This is a genomic window from Citrobacter sp. Cm046, from assembly GCF_030333065.1.
Lineage (GTDB): Bacteria > Pseudomonadota > Gammaproteobacteria > Enterobacterales > Enterobacteriaceae > Citrobacter > Citrobacter murliniae.
This window is the reverse complement of the sequence record NZ_JAOWGP010000044.1, coordinates 406,636-429,914: the sequence shown is the minus strand read 5'-3', so window position 1 is coordinate 429,914 and position 23,279 is coordinate 406,636. Positions and strand designations below refer to the sequence as shown.

Sequence of the window (23,279 nt, the reverse complement as noted above, 5' to 3'; positions counted from 1 at the left end):
CTGCGATGCCCGGTGGTGCTTGCACTAACCGGGCATACGTTAGCCATACGAATTTTTGCACGCTATGATGCTTCTCCATCCCAGGGAGAACATCAATGAAACCACAGATTTATCACGTCGATGCCTTTACCTCTGAACCTTTTCGCGGCAATTCAGCGGGGGTTGTATTGCATGCTGATGGCCTGAGCGATACGCAGATGCAGCTGATCGCGCGGGAGTTGCGTCATTCAGAAACGGCATTCATGCTCTCCAGCGATGACAGTGATGTCCGGATTCGCTACTTTACCCCCACAATCGAAGTACCCATCTGCGGACACGCCACCGTCGCGGCTCACTATGTGCGGGCGAAAGTGCTCGGTCTGGGAGATACCACCGTCTGGCAGACTTCTCTGGCCGGTCGTCATCGGGTTGAAATTCACGCTGAAGGCGGCGATCACCGTATCACTCTGGAACAGGGTGCGCCGGTTTTCGAGCCTCCGTTGGAAGGCGAAACGCGTGCGGCAATCATCAGCGCCCTGCACCTGACTGAAAGCGATATGCTGCCAGGGGTACCTGTTCAGGTGGCCTCCACTGGTCATTCAAAAGTAATGATCGCACTGAAGCCAGAGGTCGATATCGATGCCTTGTCCCCGAACCTGTCGGCATTAACAGCACTCAGCCAGCAAATTGGCTGCAACGGTTTCTTCCCGTTCCAGATCCGTCCTGGGAAATACGAAACTGATGGTCGCATGTTTTCACCCGCGATCGGTATTGTGGAAGATCCAGTGACGGGCAATGCCAACGGTCCGATGGGAGCATGGCTGGTTCACCATAATCTGATGGCGCATGACGGAAAATTATTGCGCGTCCAGGGGCATCAGGGTCGCGCGCTGGGACGCGACGGCATCGTCGATATTGCGGTGACCATCCGCGATAACCAACCAGAAAAAGTGACTATCTCTGGTGCTGCGGTGATCCTGTTTCATGCCGAATGGGCGATTAATCTCTGACGAAACAGATAAGCCGGATAAGGTGTTACCCTGTCATCCGGCTATATTCCGCTTCGCGCTATTTTCCTGCCTCCGGATGGGTATCAAACGCAGCCATCACCGTGGCCAGTTCTGCCTCAGTAAATCCGTGTTTTGCATCGTCAACACCCAGATCAAAGCGTTCCTGCAATAGCATATACAGGCTGGCGACATCGGGTACATTCATCTGCTCGACCGCATGACCGTCCTGGTAATGGGTAAAGTGAAAATTGGTTAACGTCAGCTTACCCCCGTCCGGCAGATGGCGGCACATCAGCAGATGATGACGAAAATGCGATTGTGGCCAGTGTGCTGACCAAAAATTGCCCATCACATAATCGCTCTGGTGCTGCATGACGAGATCAAAGTGGTACATTGATTGCCAGTGTTCATGGTGTCGGAACTGCAGGATCCAGTCCTCCCCCTCCTGAATCAGGCGATACTCACCGTGCGGTGTCTGCTGTTCCAGGTTAGCCTGCAACCGAATAGGCGCCGTCAGCGTTTGTCCGCCAAATCCTACGTCGGCAATCCACTGCTCTCCCTGCAACTCAACCAGTAGCAGGCGATGAGTACGTGGCGGCAGGGTTGATGGATTCGCCAGCACCACACGTCCGAGTAAACTGCGCACCGTAAAACCTGTCTCCCGCAGTGCTCGCTCAAGTACTCCGTTTTGTTCAAAGCAATACCCGCCACGACGAGCGTTCACCAGCTTCTCTTCCAGAGCCAGATCGTCGAGCTGTATCTCTCGCGGTAGCAACACATCCAGATTTTCAAACGGAATAGCGGCGTTGTGCAGTAAATGCAGTCTCTTCAAAGTGTTAATGTCGACTGCTGGCGTACCTGACCAGCCAATACGGGAAAAATAGGCTTTTAAAAAAGGCGTCATATAGCGTTCCTGTTTGTTCAATGTTGTACTTATAACGCATTTTTAATTTTACGCCGGCGATTTTGTGCGCTGGGTCTTGTTGTGGGATGACAAAATCGCTAATACCGTTAATTATGACGCTGTTTTTATCTTTCAGAGGAGTCGCCATGAGTCATTTTCATCCAGTTGAATTGCATCATGCCAGTCGGCTGTTGAATCACGGCCCAACCATTTTGATTACCAGTCGGGACTCGACGACAGAACGCCGTAATGTGATGGCAGCAGCATGGTCAATGCCCGTTGAGTTTGAGCCACCACGCATAGCCATTGTGGTGGATAAGACTGCCTGGTCGCGCGAACTCATTGAACGCAGCGGCATGTTTGGCATTGTTATCCCGGGCGTTGCGGCAACCAACTGGACCTACGCCGTGGGAAGCGTGTCCGGTCGTGAGGAAGATAAATTCAACTGCTACGGTATCCCGGTGATAAATGGTCCAGTGCTTGGCTTACCGGTGATAGAGACAAAATGTCTGGCCTGGATGGAGTGTCGCCTGCTGCCAGCCACATCTGCACAGGAGAAATACGACACCTTGTTTGGCGAAGTGGTTTCAGCCGCAGCGGACGAGCGCGTATTCATCGACGGTCGCTGGCAGTTTGATGATGACAAACTCAATACCCTGCATCATCTGGGTGCAGGCACGTTTATTATTAGTGGGAAACGTATCACTGCAGGCGAGTAATAGTGCATTTACCGATGGCAGTGAACGACTGCCATCCTGGTCTTATTTAATCTAAAGCCTAATAATCCCCCCCTTCCTTGCCGATTCATTAACGCCAGTTATAGTTAATCTTGCACTAACCCAAATATCTATTCAAAACACTATCCGTAAAAGCAGCATCCCCCTTAACACTGTACTTCGTGAAGTATCAGAGAGGTTTTACGATGCAACTTAATAGAATCGCGAAATGTTTTATTCTTGCTGGGTTATTAACATCTTTCTCTGTTCCTCTTATGGCCGCAGAAGCACCAAAAGACGCTACTGCATCCACGCAACAAGCTAACAATGCGCTCTACAACCAACTTCCTTTTGACGATAACACTGACTTTACCGATGCCCATAAAGGCTTTATCGCCCCTATCCCCCAGGAAATGATTAAAGGCGAACAAGGCAACGTGATCTGGGATCCGCAGCAGTACACGTTTATTAAAGAAGGTGATAAAGCCCCGGACTCAGTGAATCCCAGCCTGTGGCGGCAGGCTCAGTTAATCAACATCAGTGGCTTGTTTGAAGTAACCGAGGGTGTGTATCAGATCCGTAACCTCGATCTTTCAAACATGACGATTATCGAAGGTAAAGAAGGCATAACCGTTGTCGATCCACTGGTCTCAGCTGAAACAGCTAAAGTCGGTATGGATCTTTATTTTAAAAATCGCGGTAATAAGCCCGTCGTCGCCGTCATTTATACTCACAGTCATGTAGATCACTACGGTGGCGTACGCGGTGTGGTCGACGAAGCGGATGTAAAATCAGGAAAAGTGAAGATCTATGCGCCTTCGGGCTTTATGGAAGCCGCAGTTGCCGAAAATATAATGGCCGGGAACGTAATGAGCCGTCGAGCCAGCTATATGTATGGCAACCTGTTGAAACCTGATACCAAAGGCCAGGTTGGTGCCGGGCTGGGTACCACAACATCTGCGGGTACAGTCACCCTGATTGCACCAACCAATATCATTGAGAAAGACGGGCAAAAAGAGGTTATAGACGGTTTAACCTATGACTTTATGCTGGCGCCAGGCTCAGAAGCTCCATCAGAAATGTTATGGTTTATCGAAGAGAAAAAACTTATTGAATCGGCAGAGGATGTCACACATACCCTGCACAATACCTACTCTTTGCGTGGCGCAAAAATACGTGAACCACTGCCCTGGTCTAAATACATCAATGAAGCCATCGTTCGCTGGGGAGACAAAGCGGAAATCCTGATGGCCCAACACCACTGGCCAACCTGGGGTAATGACAACGTGGTGAAGCTGCTCAAGAGCCAGCGTGACCTGTATCGATACATCAATGACCAGACGCTACGTATGGCGAACGAAGGCCTGACCCGCGACGAAATAGCCGCTAACTTCAAGCTGCCTGATTCACTGGCGCATACATGGGCTAACCGCGGTTACTACGGTTCTGTCAGCCATGATGTGAAAGCTACCTATGTGCTTTATCTCGGCTGGTTTGACGGTAACCCGGCGACGCTGGATGAACTGCCGCCGGAAGACGCCGCGAAAAAGTACGTCGATTATATGGGCGGTGCGGATGCCATACTGCAGAAAGCAAAAACCGACTATGACCAGGGTAACTATCGTTGGGTGGCACAGGTCGTGAGCAAAGTGGTGTTTGCCGATCCGAACAATCAGGCGGCCCGCAATCTGGAAGCTGACGCGCTGGAACAATTAGGATATCAGGCAGAGTCCGGCCCGTGGCGTAACTTCTATCTCACTGGTGCGCAAGAGTTACGTAACGGCGTGGTTAAAGGACCAACCCCAAATACCGCCAGCCCGGATACCGTACGGGCGATGACGCCAGAAATGTTTTTCGACTACCTGGCGGTACATATTAATGGACAGAAAGCCGGTGATGCGAAATCCGTATTCAACATAGACCTCGGTAACGACGGAGGAAAATACAAGCTGGAGCTGGAAAATGGCGTTCTGAATCATACCGCCAATGCTGAAGCGAAAGAGGCTGACACGACTATCACTCTTAGCCGCGATACGTTGAACAAAATCATCCTCAAGGACATAACCCTGAAGCAGGCTGAAGAAAGCGGTGATGTGAAGATAACCGGCGACAGTGCCAAACTCGAGGCTATGCTTGGCTATATGGATAAATTCGAATTTTGGTTCAATATTGTCACACCGTAAATATAATATTAAACGGGCGGCCTTCCCGCCCGTTTAATCTCACATACTGTAGCCCGGTTTTTTTATCAGCGTCGCCATCTGGGGCGCAATTTGCTCATCCCACACAATTTGCCATGCATCCGGCTCAATTTCGGTGAGCGCCACGCTCACCGAGCTCTCTTTACTTTGCAGATGGCGAATGATGACCTCGGTTATATCCGCAGCCAGCGCGGATTTTTGTTCGTCATTCAGGTCGCGGGGAAAACATTTAATATCCACGTGCGGCATAGCAGGTTCCTTATTGTCTGTATTCGGGCAGGTATCTTATGCGGACTCTCGTTCTACCAGATGGAAGCCAACATCAATAATATCGTCATCACGCGCAATATTTTCAATACGGTCGGCAAGCAGCGAGGCGGCACGTTGTCCGATAGCGCGTCGGTCTACGCTGACTGTGGTAATCGAGGGCCGATTGCTGGCGGCAAAATCGAGATCGCCAAAACCAATCACCGCTAAATCTTGCGGGACCCTCAAACCACGGCTTTCTGCCTCCATGATAGCCCCCTGTGCGAGAGTGTCTGAACTACAGACAATGACGTCAAACTCACCCTCGGTAAAAAGCTGGGTCAGGCCACTACGACCAAGGGACAAAGAGGCCGGAAGCGGGACATCCACTTGTGGGACAGAGGAAATCTCATGTCGGCTCAGAACATCGCACAACCCTTGTTTACGCTGACCCGCCCGACGATCGGCCGTCCACAGTAAACCAGGACGACGATAGCCTTTCTTAATGATGTATTCCGCCACTGCCTGCCCCACTTTTTCGTGAGAGAACCCCACCAGCATGTCGACAGGCGTTGGCGTTAAATCCCAGATTTCCACCACCGGAATGGCAGCATTCAGGATCACTTTTTTCAGCTCAGCAGTATGGTGGATCCCGGTGAGTACGATGCCATCAGGCCGACGTGATAACAGTGCAGCCACCAGTTCGGCTTCGGTTTGCTGCGTGTATCCGGCCACACACAACAATATGTGATAACCACGCTCAGCCAGTTCATCACTCAACGACTGGATAGTATCAACAAACATGTTGTTGTTTATTTGCGGCACCACCACAGCAATAAGTTTACTTCGACGTGACGCCAGCCCCCCTGCCAGAGCGTTAGGAATATAGCCCGTAGCGCGCACGGCAAGCATCACTTTTTCTACCGTTTTCGGCCGTACCAGTTGCGGGGTATTCAGTGCCCGACTCACCGTCATAGGAGACAACCCAGCGGTACGGGCAACATCTTCCAGCGTGGGTGCGCGCGAAGGTCTGGAGTTTTTCACTGTCGATGCCCTTGTAAAAATCGCCGATTAAGTTGTGCATTATTCATCATGAAATCAACCAATGCCAGCGGCCTTCTTTTTTACGCTGAGAAAACAGCGGCTTAGCATAGCTTTATCACTTGATAATGTTAACGCAATCATTTGTATTTGTGCATTTTCACACAAAGTATTGGAATGTGACATTACTTACAATAGCACGGCCTTTTATCTCTTGGTTTGTGATCGATTGTTCAAATCAAAAGCAATTCGCTGGCTTAATGATTGCGCCACCATTAAAAATGTTAGCGCAATCATTTATTCATCAACAGGAGAGAATAATATGTCTTTAAGTGCTAATTCCGACGCCGTAACCTATGCCAAAACGGTGAATACTAAAACCGCTGCTGAAACCGGCGATCGTATTGAGTGGGTTAAGCTATCTCTGGCATTTCTTCCGCTGGCAACGCCAGTCAGCGATGCAAAAGTGCTTACGGGTCGCCAGAAACCGTTAACTGAAGTGGCGATTATCATCGCGGAGATCCGCAGTCGTGATGGTTTCGAGGGCGTAGGATTCAGCTATTCCAAGCGTGCGGGTGGCCAGGGGATTTATGCCCACGCGAAAGAAATTGCCGATAACCTGCTGGGAGAAGATCCAAACGATATTGACAAGATCTACACCAAGTTACTGTGGGCAGGCGCTTCCGTAGGTCGTAGTGGAATGGCGGTACAGGCCATCTCCCCTATCGATATTGCTCTGTGGGATATGAAAGCCAAACGCGCAGGCCTGCCGCTGGCAAAACTGTTGGGCGCACACCGCGACTCCGTCCAGTGTTACAACACCTCTGGTGGATTCCTGCATACACCGCTGGATCAGGTGCTCAAAAACGTCGTTATCTCTCGTGAAAACGGTATTGGCGGTATCAAGCTGAAAGTCGGACAACCTAACTGTGCCGAGGATATTCGCCGTTTAACCGCAGTGCGTGAAGCACTGGGCGATGAATTCCCGCTGATGGTGGACGCGAATCAACAGTGGGATCGCGAAACGGCTATCCGCATGGGTCGTAAAATGGAACAATTCAATCTGATCTGGATTGAAGAGCCGCTGGATGCCTACGATGTAGAAGGTCACGCACAGCTTGCCGCCGCGCTTGATACCCCTATTGCCACCGGTGAAATGTTAACCAGCTTTCGCGAGCATGAACAGCTGATCCTCGGTAACGCCAGCGACTTTGTACAGCCAGATGCGCCACGTGTAGGCGGCATTTCACCCTTCCTCAAAATTATGGATCTGGCCGCCAAGCATGGCCGTAAGCTTGCCCCACACTTTGCAATGGAAGTTCACCTGCATCTGTCTGCCGCCTACCCGCTGGAGCCATGGCTGGAACATTTCGAATGGCTGAATCCGTTATTCAATGAACAACTTGAACTGCGCGATGGCCGTATGTGGGTTTCCGATCGTCATGGTCTGGGCTTCAGCATTAGCGAACAGGCGCGACGCTGGACGCAATTAACCTGCGAGTTTGGCAAACGCCCGTAACGTATCTGGCGGGAAATAAAAACCCGCCCTCTTCCCTACATATACGCTCTCAAACCTAATGACAGGAGTGGGTGATGAATACAATAATAAAGCGCACTAAAGTGCGTTACAGCATCCTGATATTTCTATTTCTTGCCACAGTATTTAATTATGCTGACCGTGCGACGTTATCCGTCGTCGCGCCAATTATGAGTAAGGAACTCGGGTTTGATCCCGAAGCCATGGGGCTGGCCTTCTCAGCCTTTGGTATTTCTTACGTTATTATGCAATTACCCGGCGGTTGGTTACTGGACCGTTACGGTTCCCGCCTGGTGTATGGATGCGCATTGATCGGCTGGTCAGTGGTGACCATGTTTCAGGGCACTATCTATCTCTATGCAAGTCCGCTTGTTGTACTGATTATCCTGCGTCTGATGATGGGAGCCATCGAAGCGCCTGCATTCCCGGCCAACAGTCGTTTAAGCGTGCAGTGGTTTCCCAATAGCGAGCGAGGTTTTGTCACATCGGTCTACCAGGCCGCACAATATATTTCGCTAGGTATTATTACGCCGCTGATGACCATTATTTTACATAATCTGAGCTGGCATTTTGTCTTTTATTACATCGGGGCGATTGGCGTTATTCTTGGCATATTCTGGTTGGTTAAAGTCAAAGACCCTATGCACCATCCTAAAGTGAACCAACAGGAAATTGATTATATTCGTGCTGGCGGTGGCGAACCATCGTTGGGAAATAAAAAGGAACCGCAAAAAATCACCCTGGCGCAAATTAAAAGCGTCTGTGTCAACCGGATGATGATTGGCGTTTATATTGGTCAATTCTGTGTCACCTCGATAACCTGGTTTTTCCTGACCTGGTTCCCGACCTATCTGTATCAGGCTAAAGGGATGTCGATCCTCAAAGTGGGATTTATCGCCAGTATCCCTGCGATTGCCGGATTCATTGGTGGATTGCTGGGCGGGGTCTTCTCTGACTGGCTCTTGAAACGCGGCTACAGTCTGACTGTCGCCCGTAAGTTGCCGGTCATCTGCGGCATGTTACTCTCCTGCGTCATCGTTATCGCCAACTATACATCTTCAGAATTTGTGGTTATCGCTGCAATGAGTCTGGCCTTTTTCGCCAAAGGCTTTGGCAATCTTGGCTGGTGCGTACTCAGCGATACCTCGCCAAAAGAGGTGCTGGGCATTGCCGGAGGTGTGTTCAATATGTGTGGCAATATGGCCAGTATTATTACCCCGCTGGTTATCGGCATTATTCTGTCTAATACCCAGTCATTTGATTACGCCATTCTGTACGTTGGTTCAATGGGACTGATTGGCCTGATTTCTTATCTGTTTATCGTAGGGCCGTTGGATCGCATAACGTTGGCACCATCTGCCGCTTAATTTAACCGTATGGCGATATTTCGCCCGCTGTTCCGGGATTTGCACTCCTGCGGAACAGCGTTTTTTTACGATAACACCTTCGACAAGAACTGCTGTGTTCGCGTATGACGAGGATGGTTCAGTACCTGCTCGCTGCTCCCTTGCTCCACGATTTTGCCATCGACCATAAACACGACCTGATCCGCCACTTCCCGGGCAAAACCAATTTCGTGGGTCACAACGACCAGTGTGGTTCCCGATTGCGCCAGTGCTTTAATCACATCAAGCACTTCGCCTACCAGCTCAGGATCAAGCGCAGAGGTTGGTTCGTCAAACAGCATTACACGTGGATTTAACGCCAGCGCGCGGGCAATAGCGATACGTTGCTGCTGCCCACCAGACAAGTGCCGAGACCAGGCATCGGCTTTATGACGCAGCCCAACCGCATCCAGTAATGTCAATGCCCTCTCAGTGGCGGCTTTACGCGACGCCAGCCCGTGCGCAATCGGCGCTTCAATCAGGTTTTCCAGCACGGTTAAGTGTGGGAACAAATTAAAGTTCTGGAAGACATAGCCAACGTTGACGCGCTGGCGCAGGATCTCCGCCTCTTTCAGTTCATATAACCTGTCGCCCTGTCGGCGGTAGCCAATATAGTCGCCATCAATCTGAATAAATCCCTCGTCGACGCGTTCGAGATGGTTAATTGCCCGCAATAGCGTTGATTTTCCCGACCCTGAAGGTCCGAGAATAACCGTTACCGTACCTGGAAGGATCTCAAGAGAAACATTATCCAGCGCTTTATGGCGCCCGAAGTATTTACTGACGCTGGTAATTGAAATATGACCATCAGGCGAGTGGGACATGGACAGCCTCCTGCGACGGGATTTGACGACTACGTTTAACCGCACGGCTCGCGCGAGTGGTATTTATTGCTGAACGTCGCTCGCTGCGTGCCAGTGCGCGCTCGACCAGATGTTGAATGAGCGACAGGACGCTGGTAATGACCAGATACCACACGGCCCCGACCATCAGCAGCGGGATCACTTCCTGCGTGCGGTTGTAGATCATCTGGATGGTATAAAACAGCTCCGGCATCGCCAGCACATAAACCATCGCAGTCCCCTTTGCCAGACTGATAATTTCATTGAATCCTGAGGGTAAAATGGTTCGCAATGCCTGTGGCAGGATGATACGCAGTGTCCGACGCCAGGCTGGAAGTCCCAGTGCGGCGGCAGCTTCATACTGACCGTGATCAACCCCGAGAAAACCGCCACGGATAATTTCGGCGGTATAGGCACTTTGCACCAGCGTCAGGCCAACTACCGCAGTGGAAAACTGACCGAGTACATTGATGGTTTCAAAACTGCCCCACTGAACAGCGGTGAAGGGAATCCCAATCGTCAGCGTGTCGTACAGATAAGAGAAGTTGTACAGGATAATCAGCACCACGATCAGCGGCAACGATCGGAACAACCAGATATATCCCCATGCCAGTCCGTTCAATAGCCAGGACGATGAAAGTCTGGCCAGTGCCAGCAAACCACCAAAAAAAATGCTCAACAACGTGCCGATAAGCGTTAGCAATAACGTTTGCCCAAGGCCGGACAAAATGACCGGATCAAAAAACCAGCGGGCAAATACGCTCCATTCCCAACGGGGATTAAACGCCACCGACTGGATAATCACCGCCAGCACAAACAGGGCCACTATCGCGCCAGCGGTGCGCAGCGGATAACGCGCGGGTACGACTTTGATGGTTTCAGTCGTTTTCATTTTCTCTCCTCAGGCTATTTTTGCCTGACCTGCGATGGTCAACAGTTTGGTAAAGCGCAGTCGTCCATCGAATGGCGGTTGACTGTACTCTTCAGGATCGCGCGCAATATCGAATTGCGGATCGTAGCCCTGGCGTAAATAGAGCTGAACGGCTTCCGGCTGGCGAAACCCCGTCGTCAGGTAGATGCGGCTGTAGCCCGCGAGCAATGCCCTGCGTTCCAGCTCCTGCACAACTCGGCCCGCAAGCCCTTGCTTACGCAGGGTACTTTTGGTCCATATGCGCTTAATCTCTGCGGTATCAGCGTTGTAGGGTTTGTAAGCGCCGGTAGCGATAATTTCGCCGTCGCGTTCCAGCACCACAAAAATCCCCTGCGGTGCCAGATACCATTCGGTTAACTCCACTTCGGCATCACGGGAAAAATAGTCACCATAGCGTGAGGCATATTCGCCAAACAGACCGTTAAGGATCGGCTGCAGCTCCGCAGCTTCTGGCGACACCACGCGGAATTCATCGCTCATACAGGTCTCCTTAATCGCCTAAACCCGCCGGATTAATTTCGGATTGCGGGATACGTTCAACCCCTTCTCCCCAGCGGTTCAGCACTTTGTCATAGTCACCATTGCCAATCACACCGTTAAGCGCGGTTTGTACCGGCTGCACTAAACCGCTGTCTTTTTTCAGCGTTACCGCGATATGCGCCGCCTTCGGCCATCCTCCATCCACGCTGCCGACCAGTTGCGTTTTACCGTTGAGAGCGGCTTTCCAGGCACCGATGACGTTAGGACCAAAATAGGCATCAGCACGGCCTGACTGCAGGGCCAGCGTCTGGGCGGCATCATCTTTGGTATACACCGGAGTAAACGGCTTTAATCCGTTCTTCAGGTTTTCTTCGTTCCACGCCAACAAAATGGCTTCCTGATTTGTGCCGGAACCGACAATAATGCGCAGACCTGCAATATCTTCTGCTTTCTCAATTTTTGTCAGCTGGCTGCCGGTTTTGACATAAAAACCGAGGGAATCTTTGCGATAGGTAGCAAAATCAAACTTCTCTTTGCGCGCCTTGGTCACGGTAATATTGCTGATTGCGGCATCATATTTGCCGGATGTCACGCCCAGCGGCCAGTCTTCCCACGACGTCGGCACGACGTTCAACTCCAGTCCCAGACTGTCGGCAACCAGGCGGGCAATATCGGCTTCACTGCCGATTAGCGTTTTATTGTCATCCGCAAAAACGGTCAGCGGCGGCTGACTCAGCCCGGCAATCGCCACGGTGAATTTGCCCGGTACAGCGAGGCGCAGGTTGGCGGGTAATTGCGCGATCGCCTGCGGGTTTTTCGCCGTATTGATAGGGGTTTTATTGGCTTCCAGGCTGACGCCAGTACCATTAATCGTGACGTCATTTGCCCAGACTGAGGCGCTGAAAGCCAGTGACAGCGCGAGAAGTAATGATTTTTTCTGCATAGCGTTTTTTCTCTTATTGTGTGAGTTTATTGTGTGAATTGATTTGCCGGTGCCGCTAACCCCAGACTTTCGCGCAGGGTTGTGCCAGGGTATTCATAACGGAACAGGCCACGCGCCTGGAGCACCGGAATCACCTGCTCAACAAAGCGTGGGAAGGTATCCGGCGTTCCGCCCTGGATGATAAAACCGTCTGCCGCTTTCTCGTCGAACCACTGCTGTAAGCCATCTGCTACCTGTTCTGGCGTACCGCTAAAACGGGGACGAGGGCTGGCAGCCTCCAGCGCAACCTGCCGCAACGTTAGCCCGCGTTCCCGCGCATTACGCTTGATTTCATCGGTGGTGCTACGAAAGCTGTTTTGACCCAGATCGCCGATATCCGGGAATGGCGCATCCAGTGGATATTGCGCAAAATCGTGATGTTCAAAATAGCGACCCAGGTAATTCAGTGCGTCGGTAACAGAAACCAACGCGGCGGTGGTTTGATATTGCTGCTCAACATCCTGTTCACTGTCGCCAACAATAACGCTGACGCCCTGAAAAATATGCAACTCATCAGGATGACGCCCGGTGAACTCTAATTGGTTTTTTACATCCTGATAAAATGCTTTGGCCTCGGCCAGTGAATCCTGATGGGTAAAAATAGCATCAGCATGCTGCGCTGCTAATTTTTTGCCATCTGCAGAAGCACCAGCCTGAAATATAATTGGGCGTCCCTGCGGTGTGCGGGCAATGTTTAACGGGCCGGCAACCTGAAAATAATCGCCGTGATGATTTAGCGTGTGCAGTTTCTGCGGATTAAAAAATTCACCACTGGCTTTATTACGGATAAACGCGTCGTCTTCCCATGAGTCCCACAGACCTTTCACCACCTGCAAATATTCGTCAGCAATGCGGTAACGCTGGGCATGTTCAGGATGCTGTGCACGGGAATAGTTCTTTGCCGATCCTTCCAGTGGCGATGTCACCACGTTCCATCCGGCCCGCCCCTGGCTGAGGTGGTCGAGGCTGGCAAACTGGCGCGCGGTGGTAAAAGGCTCGCTGTATGATGTCGATACCGTCCCGACCAACCCAAGATTGCGGGTAATACTGGCCAGCGCAGATAATACCGTTAACGGTTCAAATCGATTTAAAAAATGCGGAATAGATTTTTCATTAATATACAGCCCGTCGGCGACAAAAATAAAGTCCAGCTTACCTTGCTCAGCAATTAACGCCGTTTCTTTAACGAATTCAAAATTAATACTGGCATCGGCCTGTGCAGCCGGATGACGCCATGCGGACATATTACCTGACGCACCGTGCAGAATAGTGCCCAGCCGTAGTTGCCGATTTTTAGCCATAGTAGCCCCTTACCCAACAGGTAAAATTAAAGATGTTCGAATGCCGTTTTTGCTAAATGGGCAAAATAATTCGCGGCGGGTTCAATTAATCGTTCGTCCGGATTAAATCCCGGATGGTGTAGTCCATATTCACTGGCGCTACCGATACTGACAAATGCGCCAGGCGTATTTTGTAGATAGACCGCAAAATCTTCGCCCCCCATATGGAGATCGGCTTTGTGCGTGGTATAGCCGGACTTTTTTGCCACGTTGGTGGCAATATCGGCCCAGTATGTGTCGTTGACCAACGCACTCGGTCCGGCATGCCAGATAACATCAATTTGTGCGCCAAAAGCGTGAGCAAATCCGGCGGCGATATCGCTCACTCGCTTTTTGACCTGCTGCTGAACTTCAGTGCGATGTGTCCTGAGCGTCCCTTCCAGCTCGACAAATTCTGGCAGGACGTTCCACGTATTTCCGCCCTGAATCCGGGTCACGCTCAGTACCACTGAATCCAGCGTATTAACCTCTCGACTGGCAACGCTTTGCAATACCGTCACCAACTGGCTGGCGAGCAGAATGGCATCTTTACCTTCGTGTGGACGTGCGGCATGTGCGCCTTTACCCGTAACACGCAGCACAAAGCGATCAACGTTGGCGTAAAAAGCGCCGCCCCGAGTGGCAAACTCGCCTACCGGCAAGCCGGGTTCATTGTGCATGCCAAAAATTGCCGCCACGTTTTGCAGTGCTCCGGCACGGATCAACGTTTTCGCACCACCAAAATTTTCTTCCGCGGGTTGAAACAAAATGCGTACTCGCCCCGGCAAATGGAATTCCTGCTGCTTCAGCAATATTGCCGCACCGAGCATGACGCTGGTGTGGATGTCATGTCCGCAGGCATGCATCACGCCAGGTGTAAGCGAGCGAAACGGAACATCGGCATTTTCTTCTATCGGCAATGCGTCAATATCCGCTCGCAGGGCGATAACTTCTTCTCCCTGACCAATTTCTGCGACCAGACCCGTTTTCAGTTCAAACGGTAAAATAGTGACATCCGCACTGTGCAACCAGTCGCGAATACGGGCCGTCGTCGCCACCTCCTGGAGGGAAAGCTCCGGATGCTGGTGCAGTTCGCGACGCCAGTTAATAAGCTGTGAGGCGAGCGACATCAGGCGACCTCCACGGCTGCATGGGCTTTTGCTAATAAACGCAAAGATGTCAGACGCGCATGACCTTCCGCCACCGGGGTATCGATAATGAACTCATCAATGCCGTAGTGCGTATGCAGATCAGTGAGTTTTTCGATCACTTCCTGCGCAGTACCGTGCAACAACGCCTGCTCGCGTCGGGCAATTTTTCGCGGCGCGCTTCCCGCTTGTGCGGCAAAAGCCAGAGCCTGTTCTTCGCTGGCAACTGTGACGCGTTGGCCATCTTCCAGCTCCACGCCCCAGATCTGCACGTTTTCCGCCAGTTGCGCGGCGATCCCGGCACTGTTTGCCACTATCACCTGTACCGCAACAATCGTTGGGCGAGAGCTGTTGTTTTGCCAGTACGTCAGAACATCTCGCAGTAGTGCTTTGTCACCATTAAGATGTGCAGCGAAGATAAAGTTCCAGTCTGAGTCTGCCGCCAACTGCGCGCTTTGAACGCTGGCTCCCAGAACAAATCCTTCCGGGGGGGTGGGTGGAAGCGGTGTCGGGAACACCGTTTGCGCAGTTTCCTTACCGGTCAGCGACAGCCAGCCATTAAGCTGAGACAGCTGATCAGCAAACGTTCCCTTTTCTGTCTGGTTGATGCCCTGCTGTAACGCCTGTGTTGACAGCGGTAATCCTCCAGGCGCTTTCCCCACACCGAGGTCAACGCGACCCGGAGCCAGTGACGCCAGAAGATTGAAATTTTCTGCCACTTTATACGGACTGTAGTGCTGCAGCATGACCCCACCGGACCCCACGCGGATACGCTGTGTTTGCCCGAGGATCCACGCAATCACCAGTTCTGGCGACGGACTGGCGAGCTGCGGCGTATTGTGGTGTTCCGCTATCCAGAAGCGGTGATATCCCCACTCTTCTGCCAGTTGCGCCAGATGCAGCGTCCTGACAAGGGCAATGGCGGCGGTTTCAGCTTCCCCTACGGGGCTTTTATCAAGAATGCTCAGGCGATATGACATGTTGCAGGCCCATGTTTGTTAACATGTCTTTATTATTAAATTATCAAATAACCATATAGAAACATTTAATTCACATTTGCTCAGCTAAAAAACAGATAACCACCCCTGTTCCCGGCATGGGTAAGATCGCTTCAGAATGGTTTGGTCATTCCTGCACAGGCGTTGGCACGATTCAGAAAAAATGTCTTGTTTTTACTGACTACAAAATATAATAGGGTCTCTATTGAGGGTGAAAATTCAGCGACATCATTGCTTATCAATTTTATTTTTGCGGAACTCGCCGGGGCCTAATTTAATTTAAGTCAGTTTAAGTGACTTTTCAGGTTATGCATTTGTATTTATTGTTTCATATTTATGACAGGACACTAATCACCTGCATTAAAATTTTTATTTGAGATACTTTCGCAGAACTGATGATTAGTAGAGAATGCAGCGTTTCTTATTAAAATGGTTTAAAACGGCTTTTTAATATCCCCTGGTATTAATGCGGGGATCTTTGTATGAATTATACATAACATCATGGGGCTTTTATGAAAAGTAACACGCCCGTTACACAAATTGAGCACGAACTTAACGCTAAAGCGACGCTGCTTTCGACAACGGATAAAGAGAGCCATATTACCTATGCGAACTCCGCCTTTATCGATGCCAGTGGCTTTAACGAAAACCAGCTAATGGGCGAGCCGCATAATATTATTCGCCATCCCGATATGCCCCCTGCGGCCTTCGCTGACATGTGGTACACGTTACAGCACGGGGATAGCTGGACAGGCATGGTGAAAAACCGCCGACAAAATGGCGATCATTACTGGGTCCGTGCAAACGTCACTCCCGTCTGGCACCATGAAAAATTAACCGGCTACATCTCAGTGCGCACAGTTCCTTCGCGAGAAGAAATAACGGCGAGTGAACAACTGTATGAAAAAATAAATAACCAGAAATTTAAAGGCTTTCGTCTTTTTAAAGGCATTGTTATTCGCCGTGGCGCAATGGCATGGGCCTCTATGTTTAAATGGCTGAGTATTAGTCAACGCGTCAATTATGCTCTAGTTATCGTTGCCCTGCTCTCTGTATTATTAATCTTTACCCCAGTGAACGCGTTTATTCAGGCAGGTGGAATGCTGACATTGTTTGTGTTATTTGGTATTTACCTTAAGTATCAAATTTGTCAGCCAGTTAATACTTTGCTTAGCCAAATGAAGAAAGTGGTCTCCGGACGTAAACCCGATAACTGCCATTTAAATCGTGTGGATGAAATCGGGATGTTGATGCGACTGGTTAATCAGTCCGGACTGAATCTGAATTCCCTGGTTGATGACGTCAGTATGCAGATAGCCGGTATTCGCTCTATTAGCCAGCGCGTGTCAAAAGAAGGCATTGCACTGCATACGCGTTCCGAAGAAACGTCTGCGGATCTGCAGCAAACAGCGGCCGCCATTGAAGAGATTGGCAGTGCGGTACAGCAAACCGCAGATACCGCAGCTCAAACCATGACAATGGCCGATAAGACCAGCGTTAATGCGACAGAAGGCGGCGATATCATGAAGCAAACTATCGCCATGATGCAGGCCATTTCACGCGACAATAGCCAGATCGTCGATATCATCGGCGTTATCGACAGTATTGCCTTCCAGACCAATATTCTTGCGCTTAATGCTGCCGTTGAGGCTGCGCGCGCCGGAGAGTCCGGACGCGGTTTTGCGGTGGTGGCGGCTGAAGTACGAAATCTGGCACAGCATTCTGCGTCGGCAGCCAAAGAGATCAAGTTGCTTATCGAGAAAAACGTCGCGAACGTTAACTCCGGCGTGAAAATGGTGGAACAGACGGAAACGCATCTGACAGGCATGATTGGCGACGTGTTACAGATGTCGATGATGATCAAGGACATTAGCCTGGCGACACGGGAACAAACTCAGGCGCTGGATCTGATTAATGATTCAATATCGCGCGTAGGTATCATGACCCATAATAATGCCGAAATGGTGGAGCGCGTGACCGACGCCACCGCTGATTTAACTCAGCGTTCGTCACGTTTACAACAGGCCGTCCAGGTCTTTGGCATATCCGCATAAAAGGTATGACGCTCATCATGGTGACAATCACGATGAGCGTATTTTTTATCCCCTCACAGTCCCCGTCCCTTAATTTTGCTGAATCGAGACCACAGCCCGTCAACTCAGGCCGCAGAAAAAAGCGCTTTCTGGCTGGTCAGGCTTTGCGTCACTTATCAATTGAATGTAGGATGCTCGGCCGACAGTTTTCTCCCTGTAACACAATGAAGGGTAACGCTGTTTTCGCCGCGAGCTGACTTTCGTATGGGTCGCTGCAGGTGCGGCAAAAAGGATTTTGTGAATTTACCAGGCCAACAGGAAAAGTAATGAACACACACAACACGCAAGCCGCGGAACAACATGCGGCAAAACGACGCTGGTTGAATGCTCACGAAGAGGGGTATCACAAAGCGATGGGCAACCGGCAGGTACAAATGATCGCCATCGGTGGCGCCATCGGAACCGGGTTATTTTTAGGGGCGGGTGCACGCTTGCAAATGGCCGGTCCCGCTTTGGCGCTGGTCTATCTGGTATGCGGCATTTTTTCGTTCTTTATCCTTCGCGCACTCGGTGAACTGGTATTGCATCGCCCTTCCAGCGGTAGCTTTGTCTCCTACGCTCGTGAATTTCTGGGCGAAAAAGCAGCCTACGTGGCAGGCTGGATGTACTTCATCAACTGGGCAATGACCGGGATCGTCGATATTACTGCGGTGGCACTGTATATGCACTACTGGGGCGCTTTTGGCGACGTGCCACAGTGGGTGTTTGCCCTCGGCGCGCTGGCAATCGTCGGTACCATGAACATGATCGGCGTAAAATGGTTCGCGGAGATGGAGTTCTGGTTTGCGCTGGTGAAAGTATTGGCCATTGTCATTTTTCTGGTGGTCGGTACGGTTTTTTTAGGTACCGGAAAACCTCTGGATGGTAACACTACCGGCTTTCATCTGATCACCGACAATGGCGGCTTCTTCCCGCATGGTCTGTTGCCTGCTCTGGTGCTGGTGCAGGGCGTCGTCTTTGCTTTTGCCTCCATTGAACTGGTGGGTACAGCCGCCGGCGAATGCAAAGATCCGCAAACAATGGTACCAAAAGCGATTAATAGCGTTATCTGGCGAATTGGTCTGTTCTATGTTGGTTCGGTCGTCCTGCTGGTATTGCTGTTGCCCTGGAATGCTTATCAGGCAGGTCAAAGCCCGTTTGTCACTTTCTTCTCAAAGCTCGGCGTGCCGTATATCGGCAGCATTATGAATATTGTGGTGCTCACTGCGGCGCTCTCCAGTCTTAATTCCGGACTGTACTGCACAGGACGCATTTTACGTTCGATGTCGATGGGCGGTTCTGCACCTAAATTTATGGCTAAAATGAGCCGCCAACAGGTGCCCTGGGCCGGGATCCTCGCCACGCTGGTCGTGTATGTCGTAGGGGTTTTCCTTAACTATCTGGTACCTTCGCAGGTTTTCGAGATCGTGCTTAACTTCGCCTCGCTGGGCATCATTGCGTCATGGGGATTCATCGTAGTATGTCAGATGCGTTTGCGTCGGGCGATTAAAGAAGGTAAAGCGGCAGATGTCAGCTTCAAGTTGCCAGGCGCGCCGTTTACTTCGTGGTTAACGCTCTTGTTCCTGCTGACTGTGCTGGTGCTGATGGCATTTGATTATCCGAACGGTACCTGGACTATCGCGTCATTACCGTTGATTGCCATTCTGTTGGTTGCCGGGTGGTTTGGCGTGCGTAAGCGCGTGGCAGAAATCCACCGCACCGCACCGTAACATTTGCGGGGGAGATCGGATATCCGGCCTCCCCTTTTTTCTGGCGCTTAGTTAGCTTCAATTAACTGAGCAACATCATTGCTGTTAATTTCCCTCGCGTTCCCATCCTGATCGGTATAACTGGTCATCCCTGTGTCTTTATCCAGCTTCGGTTTACCCTGGGTGACAATGGTTTGTCCGCTTTTCGTCGTCATGACGTAATCAGTGGTACAGCCCGCCAGTGTAAACAACATCACACCCGCACAAAGGCAGATAAATGGCTTTTTCATGGTAATCCCGTGTTATTCAGTTAGCCGTAGAGGACGTAGTGTAAGTCCCTGATGTTTGTCAGGCCAGAGATGGGGTGTAACGAGGCGTATCGTGGGGTGTGGATAAATGACTGGAGGGGTTTCCCCCTCCGGGCAATTACAGCGCGATGCGAATAACATCATCCGGCTGAGTCGCTTCCTGCTCGCGTGAAGATTTCTGTTTCACGCTGACATACAAGGTTTTGCCATCACCTGAAAGCGCCAGGCTGTTCGGGAAGGTTGGGGTATCGAATGTTTTGACGACTTTGTAGCTTTTCGCGTCAATCACACTAACTTTACCTGCCTGACGGTGCGTCACGTAGGCTTCGTTACGCGCCGGGTTGAACAGTACGGCCAGAGATTCCGGCGCGGCAACTTTAGCCAGCACGTTGCCGTTACGGGTGTCGATAACCAAAACTTCTGCCGCTTTAGAATCGGTGATAAACGCGCGGTTACCCGCCGTATCCAGGCTCAGGTTGATGAAGAAGTGCTCTTTCCCGTCATCAAGCAGCTTTTTACGGCTGAGAATTTTGTTATCTGCCGTATCGATGGTAATAAACTCGCCATCGGCATTGGTGGTGTACAAGCGTTTGGCCTTACTGTCGATAGCCAGACCGGTGCTCATTTTACCAGTGTTCTGAATAGTGGTTTTCAGTTTGATCGTTTCACCGTCCACAACCCAGATAGCGCTCTCTTTGCCTATTCCGCTAATGTACACCGTGTTGGTAGCATCATCAGCGACCAGTTCACGAGGCTGCAGCGGACGGACATCTTCAGAACGTTTACGATCGTCCAGAACCAGACGCCCTTTCACGTCGCCAGTTTTGGCGTCCAGCGCCGTTACCGCGCTGTTGACGGTGTTACCAAACCATAATGTCTGAGTGGCATTGTTGATCGTGGCACCGAACGGTTTGAGATCGTTATGAATAACCTGGGTCACTTCAAGCGTGACCGGATCAAGACGATAAACCACCCCGCCCTTATCCAGCTTGCGGCTCTGCGATGTGGCAACCCACAGCGCATTTTCTTGCTGGCTGTACGCCATTTCGTAGGCGCCTTTGCCCACGGCTTTGCGCAGCAGTTCTTCCGCAGCCTGCGTGCTAAATGACGATGCAACGAGCAGTGAACCTAACAGTAAAGAACCACGCAGACGCGGTGAAAACAGATGACGTAAAGACATGACGACTCCCTTTGATAAATTCGTATGTTACTGCTTCACATAGCCTCAATGAGCAAAATCATGGTCTTGCTCTTCTTAAGAATGAGAATAGTAATCATTATTTATCTCAAAGTGGAGTGTTAATTCACTTTTTGGCTACAACCTTCTTAATTTCTCCATGAATGATTGCAGGTTATGCTTTTATGAAACAGAGAACAATTTGCCAGGATACATGATGACGTTCACCTCATATCCACTGCTTCTCTACGTGTAATGGAGGCTCATTGTCGCCTCCATTACAACTCTGGCTCCTGGCGCGGAAAATCATCGTTGCGCAATTCATTCGTCAGTGGCGGCCTAACCAATGGAGATTCATCTCTGGCATAGCGCATTTTGTACACGACGCATACGACCCTGTGTTAAATCCTGTCGGCTTTTGTTCTCAAGCGCGTATCACGCTGATTTTGACGGGCGCGTAAAATCGATCTCGATATTTTTAATATTGTTATCTTGCACAGGTAATACGATGAGTTCTCAGCAAATCTCGTCGAAAAATCAATGTATTAAATACAACCATCTTTACTGATTTTCTTTAGTTTCGCCGCATCTGTAAGCCGAATGTTGAAAGTGAAACAAAATTTATACAATCACAGTTAATGAGATGCGTAAGACGAATATGGAATGCTGTTACTGTAAGCAATTAGCTCATGAAATGAAGCTCATCATCATGATGAACACCTGTTCTAAAATTGAAATCACTATAAAATTTAAGATTTTTTGTTTTTTACCGCATTATATATTCATCGACAAATCCGACACTACCATAACAACATCAATGTAAAAATTTTAACATAAAAGGCTACAATATGAACGACCATGTTAATTTCCTTCTTTGTTTGCGAACTTTAATATTAAAACTCTATAAAAATAAAACCGACCTCGATGTCATAATTTTAAAAGAATATGTATTAAATAACTCAAAATATTTCACTGGCACACCTGAAACCATAAGATTTATTGATGAGCTATTCTATCTGTGTGAAGATTTTAAACGTGAAAATATAAAATCATTTTACATCATTTGCTATGATTTATATGTTTCTATTTTAGACAATACAATCATGGATATTTACTTTTTAGGTGAACAAGAAAGTTTCGTTGAATTTAAGAAGAAGATAAGCAAAAAAAATGTAAACTTTATATTCCATGATATAAAAACATATTCTTTTGATAAGAATGTTATCAAAAAAGAATTATCAGAGAGTAAGTTATCAATTTTTGCATATGATTATTCAGGAAGTACTGTTTTTTTAAAAGGCGGGATTGGAAAACCTTTTTCCTGTCATTTACATGAAAACGCAATAAAACCAAGAGAGTTGTCCATCTGGTATGATTTCCTTTCACATCAATACAATAGATTTATAGATCAAAAATTTAACACTGTCATTTTCGGTTCATCATATGCCTTCCATGCATTAACAGATATAAATTCAATACATTCGACAAGCCTTTCTATTCCAGGTCTGGATATAACAAACGCACACGATCTTTACTTTAAAACAAACACCATCAACCCTATAAACAAAACAATATTATGCTTTGGATTCTATGATCTTTACAAGGAGATTAGTAAAGGGAAATCAATTGTCTATACATATGCAAAAGAAAGCATGAATAAATTCAATGATCGACACTATAACTCAATTAAAAAAACAGAAATAAATGACTCAAATGATACATTAATGCATAAATTCAACACGGAATCTATAGATGTTTTCATTGAGAGTATCTACATTAATCAAAGGAACATTAGTGAATGTTCTTGTCATAGTACAGAAAGTATTGCAGAAAAACTATCAACAATGCAACGTGATATAAACACTGAAAAATTTCTAAATGCAGATAAACACTATCTTGACGGACTCGGTATTGTTGCACAACATAATAAATACAAAAAACATGCAGACTCTTTCAAGTTAAACTGTGAAAGAATCATGGATATTAAAAATGCAGCAGAAAATAATAAAAATCATGTTTACATGATAATACCTCCCGTATCAGTAGCCTATATAGAAAATCTTGATGAACAGATAAAAAACGAATGCAAACGTTTTTTCTCTTCCATAGAGTCAAAACATTTTCATATCTTTGATTTTTCTGCCGATAAAGACTTTAACTACACGGAGTTTACTGATGGCCATCATTTAAATATTAATGGAGCTATAAAATTTCGGGAAAAAATCTATTCTGCAGGAGTATTATCGAATAGAGAGTTATAAACATCCAGGATACCCCTAGTTAAGTACGCAGAA

At 49.1% G+C, this 23,279-nt stretch carries 20 protein-coding genes; 8 read left to right on the top strand and 12 right to left on the bottom strand.

Annotation, left to right across the window (positions count from 1 at the left end; translation table 11 throughout):
• Positions 1–95: 95 nt before the first annotated feature.
• A complete protein-coding gene (locus tag OGX98_RS19950; RefSeq protein WP_286595826.1) occupies positions 96–989 on the top strand; it encodes a PhzF family isomerase in 894 nt (297 codons plus the stop codon).
• A 58-nt stretch (positions 990–1,047) separates the two neighbouring features.
• Here OGX98_RS19950 and nhoA read toward each other — a convergent pair whose 3' ends face one another.
• Complete coding sequence (gene nhoA, locus OGX98_RS19945; protein WP_045443015.1) at positions 1,048–1,893, bottom strand: N-hydroxyarylamine O-acetyltransferase; 846 nt, start codon at positions 1,891–1,893, stop codon at positions 1,048–1,050.
• Between the two features lie 146 nt (positions 1,894–2,039).
• Here nhoA and OGX98_RS19940 point away from each other — a divergent pair, with 146 nt between their 5' ends.
• Positions 2,040–2,612, top strand: coding sequence for a flavin reductase family protein (locus OGX98_RS19940; protein ID WP_200010810.1), 573 nt, complete (start codon positions 2,040–2,042; stop codon positions 2,610–2,612).
• A gap of 203 nt (positions 2,613–2,815) precedes the next feature.
• Positions 2,816–4,792 carry an alkyl/aryl-sulfatase gene (locus tag OGX98_RS19935; RefSeq protein WP_045443020.1) on the top strand — a complete coding sequence of 659 codons (1,977 nt, stop codon included), beginning with the start codon at positions 2,816–2,818 and terminating at the stop codon, positions 4,790–4,792.
• 39 nt (positions 4,793–4,831) lie between these two features.
• Here the strand turns inward: OGX98_RS19935 and pptA are convergent, their stop codons facing one another.
• Both pptA and OGX98_RS19925 read right to left on the bottom strand, forming a co-directional pair.
• Positions 4,832–5,059 carry a tautomerase PptA gene (pptA, locus tag OGX98_RS19930; RefSeq protein ID WP_284096821.1) on the bottom strand — a complete coding sequence of 76 codons (228 nt, stop codon included), beginning with the start codon at positions 5,057–5,059 and terminating at the stop codon, positions 4,832–4,834.
• A gap of 36 nt (positions 5,060–5,095) precedes the next feature.
• A complete protein-coding gene (locus OGX98_RS19925; protein ID WP_045443026.1) occupies positions 5,096–6,031 on the bottom strand; it encodes a LacI family DNA-binding transcriptional regulator in 936 nt (311 codons plus the stop codon).
• A 388-nt stretch (positions 6,032–6,419) separates the two neighbouring features.
• Between OGX98_RS19925 and OGX98_RS19920 the strand changes: the two genes are divergently transcribed.
• Together OGX98_RS19920 and OGX98_RS19915 are read left to right on the top strand one after the other, a co-directional pair.
• Complete coding sequence (locus OGX98_RS19920; RefSeq protein ID WP_045443029.1) at positions 6,420–7,616, top strand: L-talarate/galactarate dehydratase; 1,197 nt, start codon at positions 6,420–6,422, stop codon at positions 7,614–7,616.
• Positions 7,617–7,690: 74 nt separating this feature from the next.
• Positions 7,691–9,001 (top strand): MFS transporter, encoded by a 1,311-nt coding sequence (locus tag OGX98_RS19915; protein ID WP_045443032.1) that lies wholly within the window; start codon positions 7,691–7,693, stop codon positions 8,999–9,001.
• A gap of 65 nt (positions 9,002–9,066) precedes the next feature.
• Here OGX98_RS19915 and OGX98_RS19910 read toward each other — a convergent pair whose 3' ends face one another.
• Genes OGX98_RS19910 through OGX98_RS19885 form a run of 7 tightly spaced genes read right to left on the bottom strand, consistent with a single transcriptional unit; the run spans position 9,067 to position 15,701 of the window.
• On the bottom strand, positions 9,067–9,843 hold the full coding sequence (locus tag OGX98_RS19910; RefSeq protein ID WP_200010830.1) for an amino acid ABC transporter ATP-binding protein: 777 nt from the start codon (positions 9,841–9,843) through the stop codon (positions 9,067–9,069).
• Complete coding sequence (locus OGX98_RS19905) at positions 9,827–10,753, bottom strand: amino acid ABC transporter permease (protein ID WP_225760936.1); 927 nt, start codon at positions 10,751–10,753, stop codon at positions 9,827–9,829. Before OGX98_RS19905 ends, OGX98_RS19910 begins: the two co-directional genes overlap by 17 nt.
• Positions 10,754–10,762: 9 nt before the next feature.
• Positions 10,763–11,272: a GNAT family N-acetyltransferase gene (locus OGX98_RS19900; RefSeq protein WP_045443040.1), complete on the bottom strand. Its 510-nt coding sequence runs from the start codon at positions 11,270–11,272 to the stop codon at positions 10,763–10,765.
• 10 nt (positions 11,273–11,282) lie between these two features.
• Positions 11,283–12,215 (bottom strand): ABC transporter substrate-binding protein, encoded by a 933-nt coding sequence (locus tag OGX98_RS24125; protein ID WP_045443043.1) that lies wholly within the window; start codon positions 12,213–12,215, stop codon positions 11,283–11,285.
• Positions 12,216–12,241: 26 nt separating this feature from the next.
• Positions 12,242–13,555 (bottom strand): LLM class flavin-dependent oxidoreductase, encoded by a 1,314-nt coding sequence (locus tag OGX98_RS24120; RefSeq protein ID WP_502873567.1) that lies wholly within the window; start codon positions 13,553–13,555, stop codon positions 12,242–12,244.
• Between the two features lie 26 nt (positions 13,556–13,581).
• A complete protein-coding gene (locus OGX98_RS19890; RefSeq protein WP_045443050.1) occupies positions 13,582–14,703 on the bottom strand; it encodes an amidohydrolase in 1,122 nt (373 codons plus the stop codon).
• Positions 14,703–15,701, bottom strand: coding sequence for an MsnO8 family LLM class oxidoreductase (locus OGX98_RS19885; protein ID WP_286595824.1), 999 nt, complete (start codon positions 15,699–15,701; stop codon positions 14,703–14,705). Before OGX98_RS19885 ends, OGX98_RS19890 begins: the two co-directional genes overlap by 1 nt.
• Before the next feature lie 530 nt (positions 15,702–16,231).
• Here OGX98_RS19885 and OGX98_RS19880 point away from each other — a divergent pair.
• Positions 16,232–17,773, top strand: a complete 1,542-nt coding sequence (locus tag OGX98_RS19880) for a methyl-accepting chemotaxis protein (RefSeq protein WP_286595823.1) — start codon at positions 16,232–16,234, stop codon at positions 17,771–17,773.
• A gap of 305 nt (positions 17,774–18,078) precedes the next feature.
• On the top strand, positions 18,079–19,521 hold the full coding sequence (ansP, locus tag OGX98_RS19875; RefSeq protein ID WP_045443068.1) for an L-asparagine permease: 1,443 nt from the start codon (positions 18,079–18,081) through the stop codon (positions 19,519–19,521).
• A 47-nt stretch (positions 19,522–19,568) separates the two neighbouring features.
• Here ansP and OGX98_RS19870 read toward each other — a convergent pair whose 3' ends face one another.
• Positions 19,569–19,790, bottom strand: coding sequence for a YgdI/YgdR family lipoprotein (locus tag OGX98_RS19870; RefSeq protein WP_045443071.1), 222 nt, complete (start codon positions 19,788–19,790; stop codon positions 19,569–19,571).
• Between the two features lie 136 nt (positions 19,791–19,926).
• Positions 19,927–20,988 (bottom strand): 7-bladed beta-propeller protein YncE, encoded by a 1,062-nt coding sequence (gene yncE / locus OGX98_RS19865; RefSeq protein ID WP_200010839.1) that lies wholly within the window; start codon positions 20,986–20,988, stop codon positions 19,927–19,929.
• 845 nt (positions 20,989–21,833) lie between these two features.
• Between yncE and OGX98_RS19860 the strand changes: the two genes are divergently transcribed.
• A complete protein-coding gene (locus OGX98_RS19860) occupies positions 21,834–23,246 on the top strand; it encodes a hypothetical protein (RefSeq protein ID WP_286595822.1) in 1,413 nt (470 codons plus the stop codon).
• The last annotated feature ends 33 nt before the right edge of the window (positions 23,247–23,279 follow it).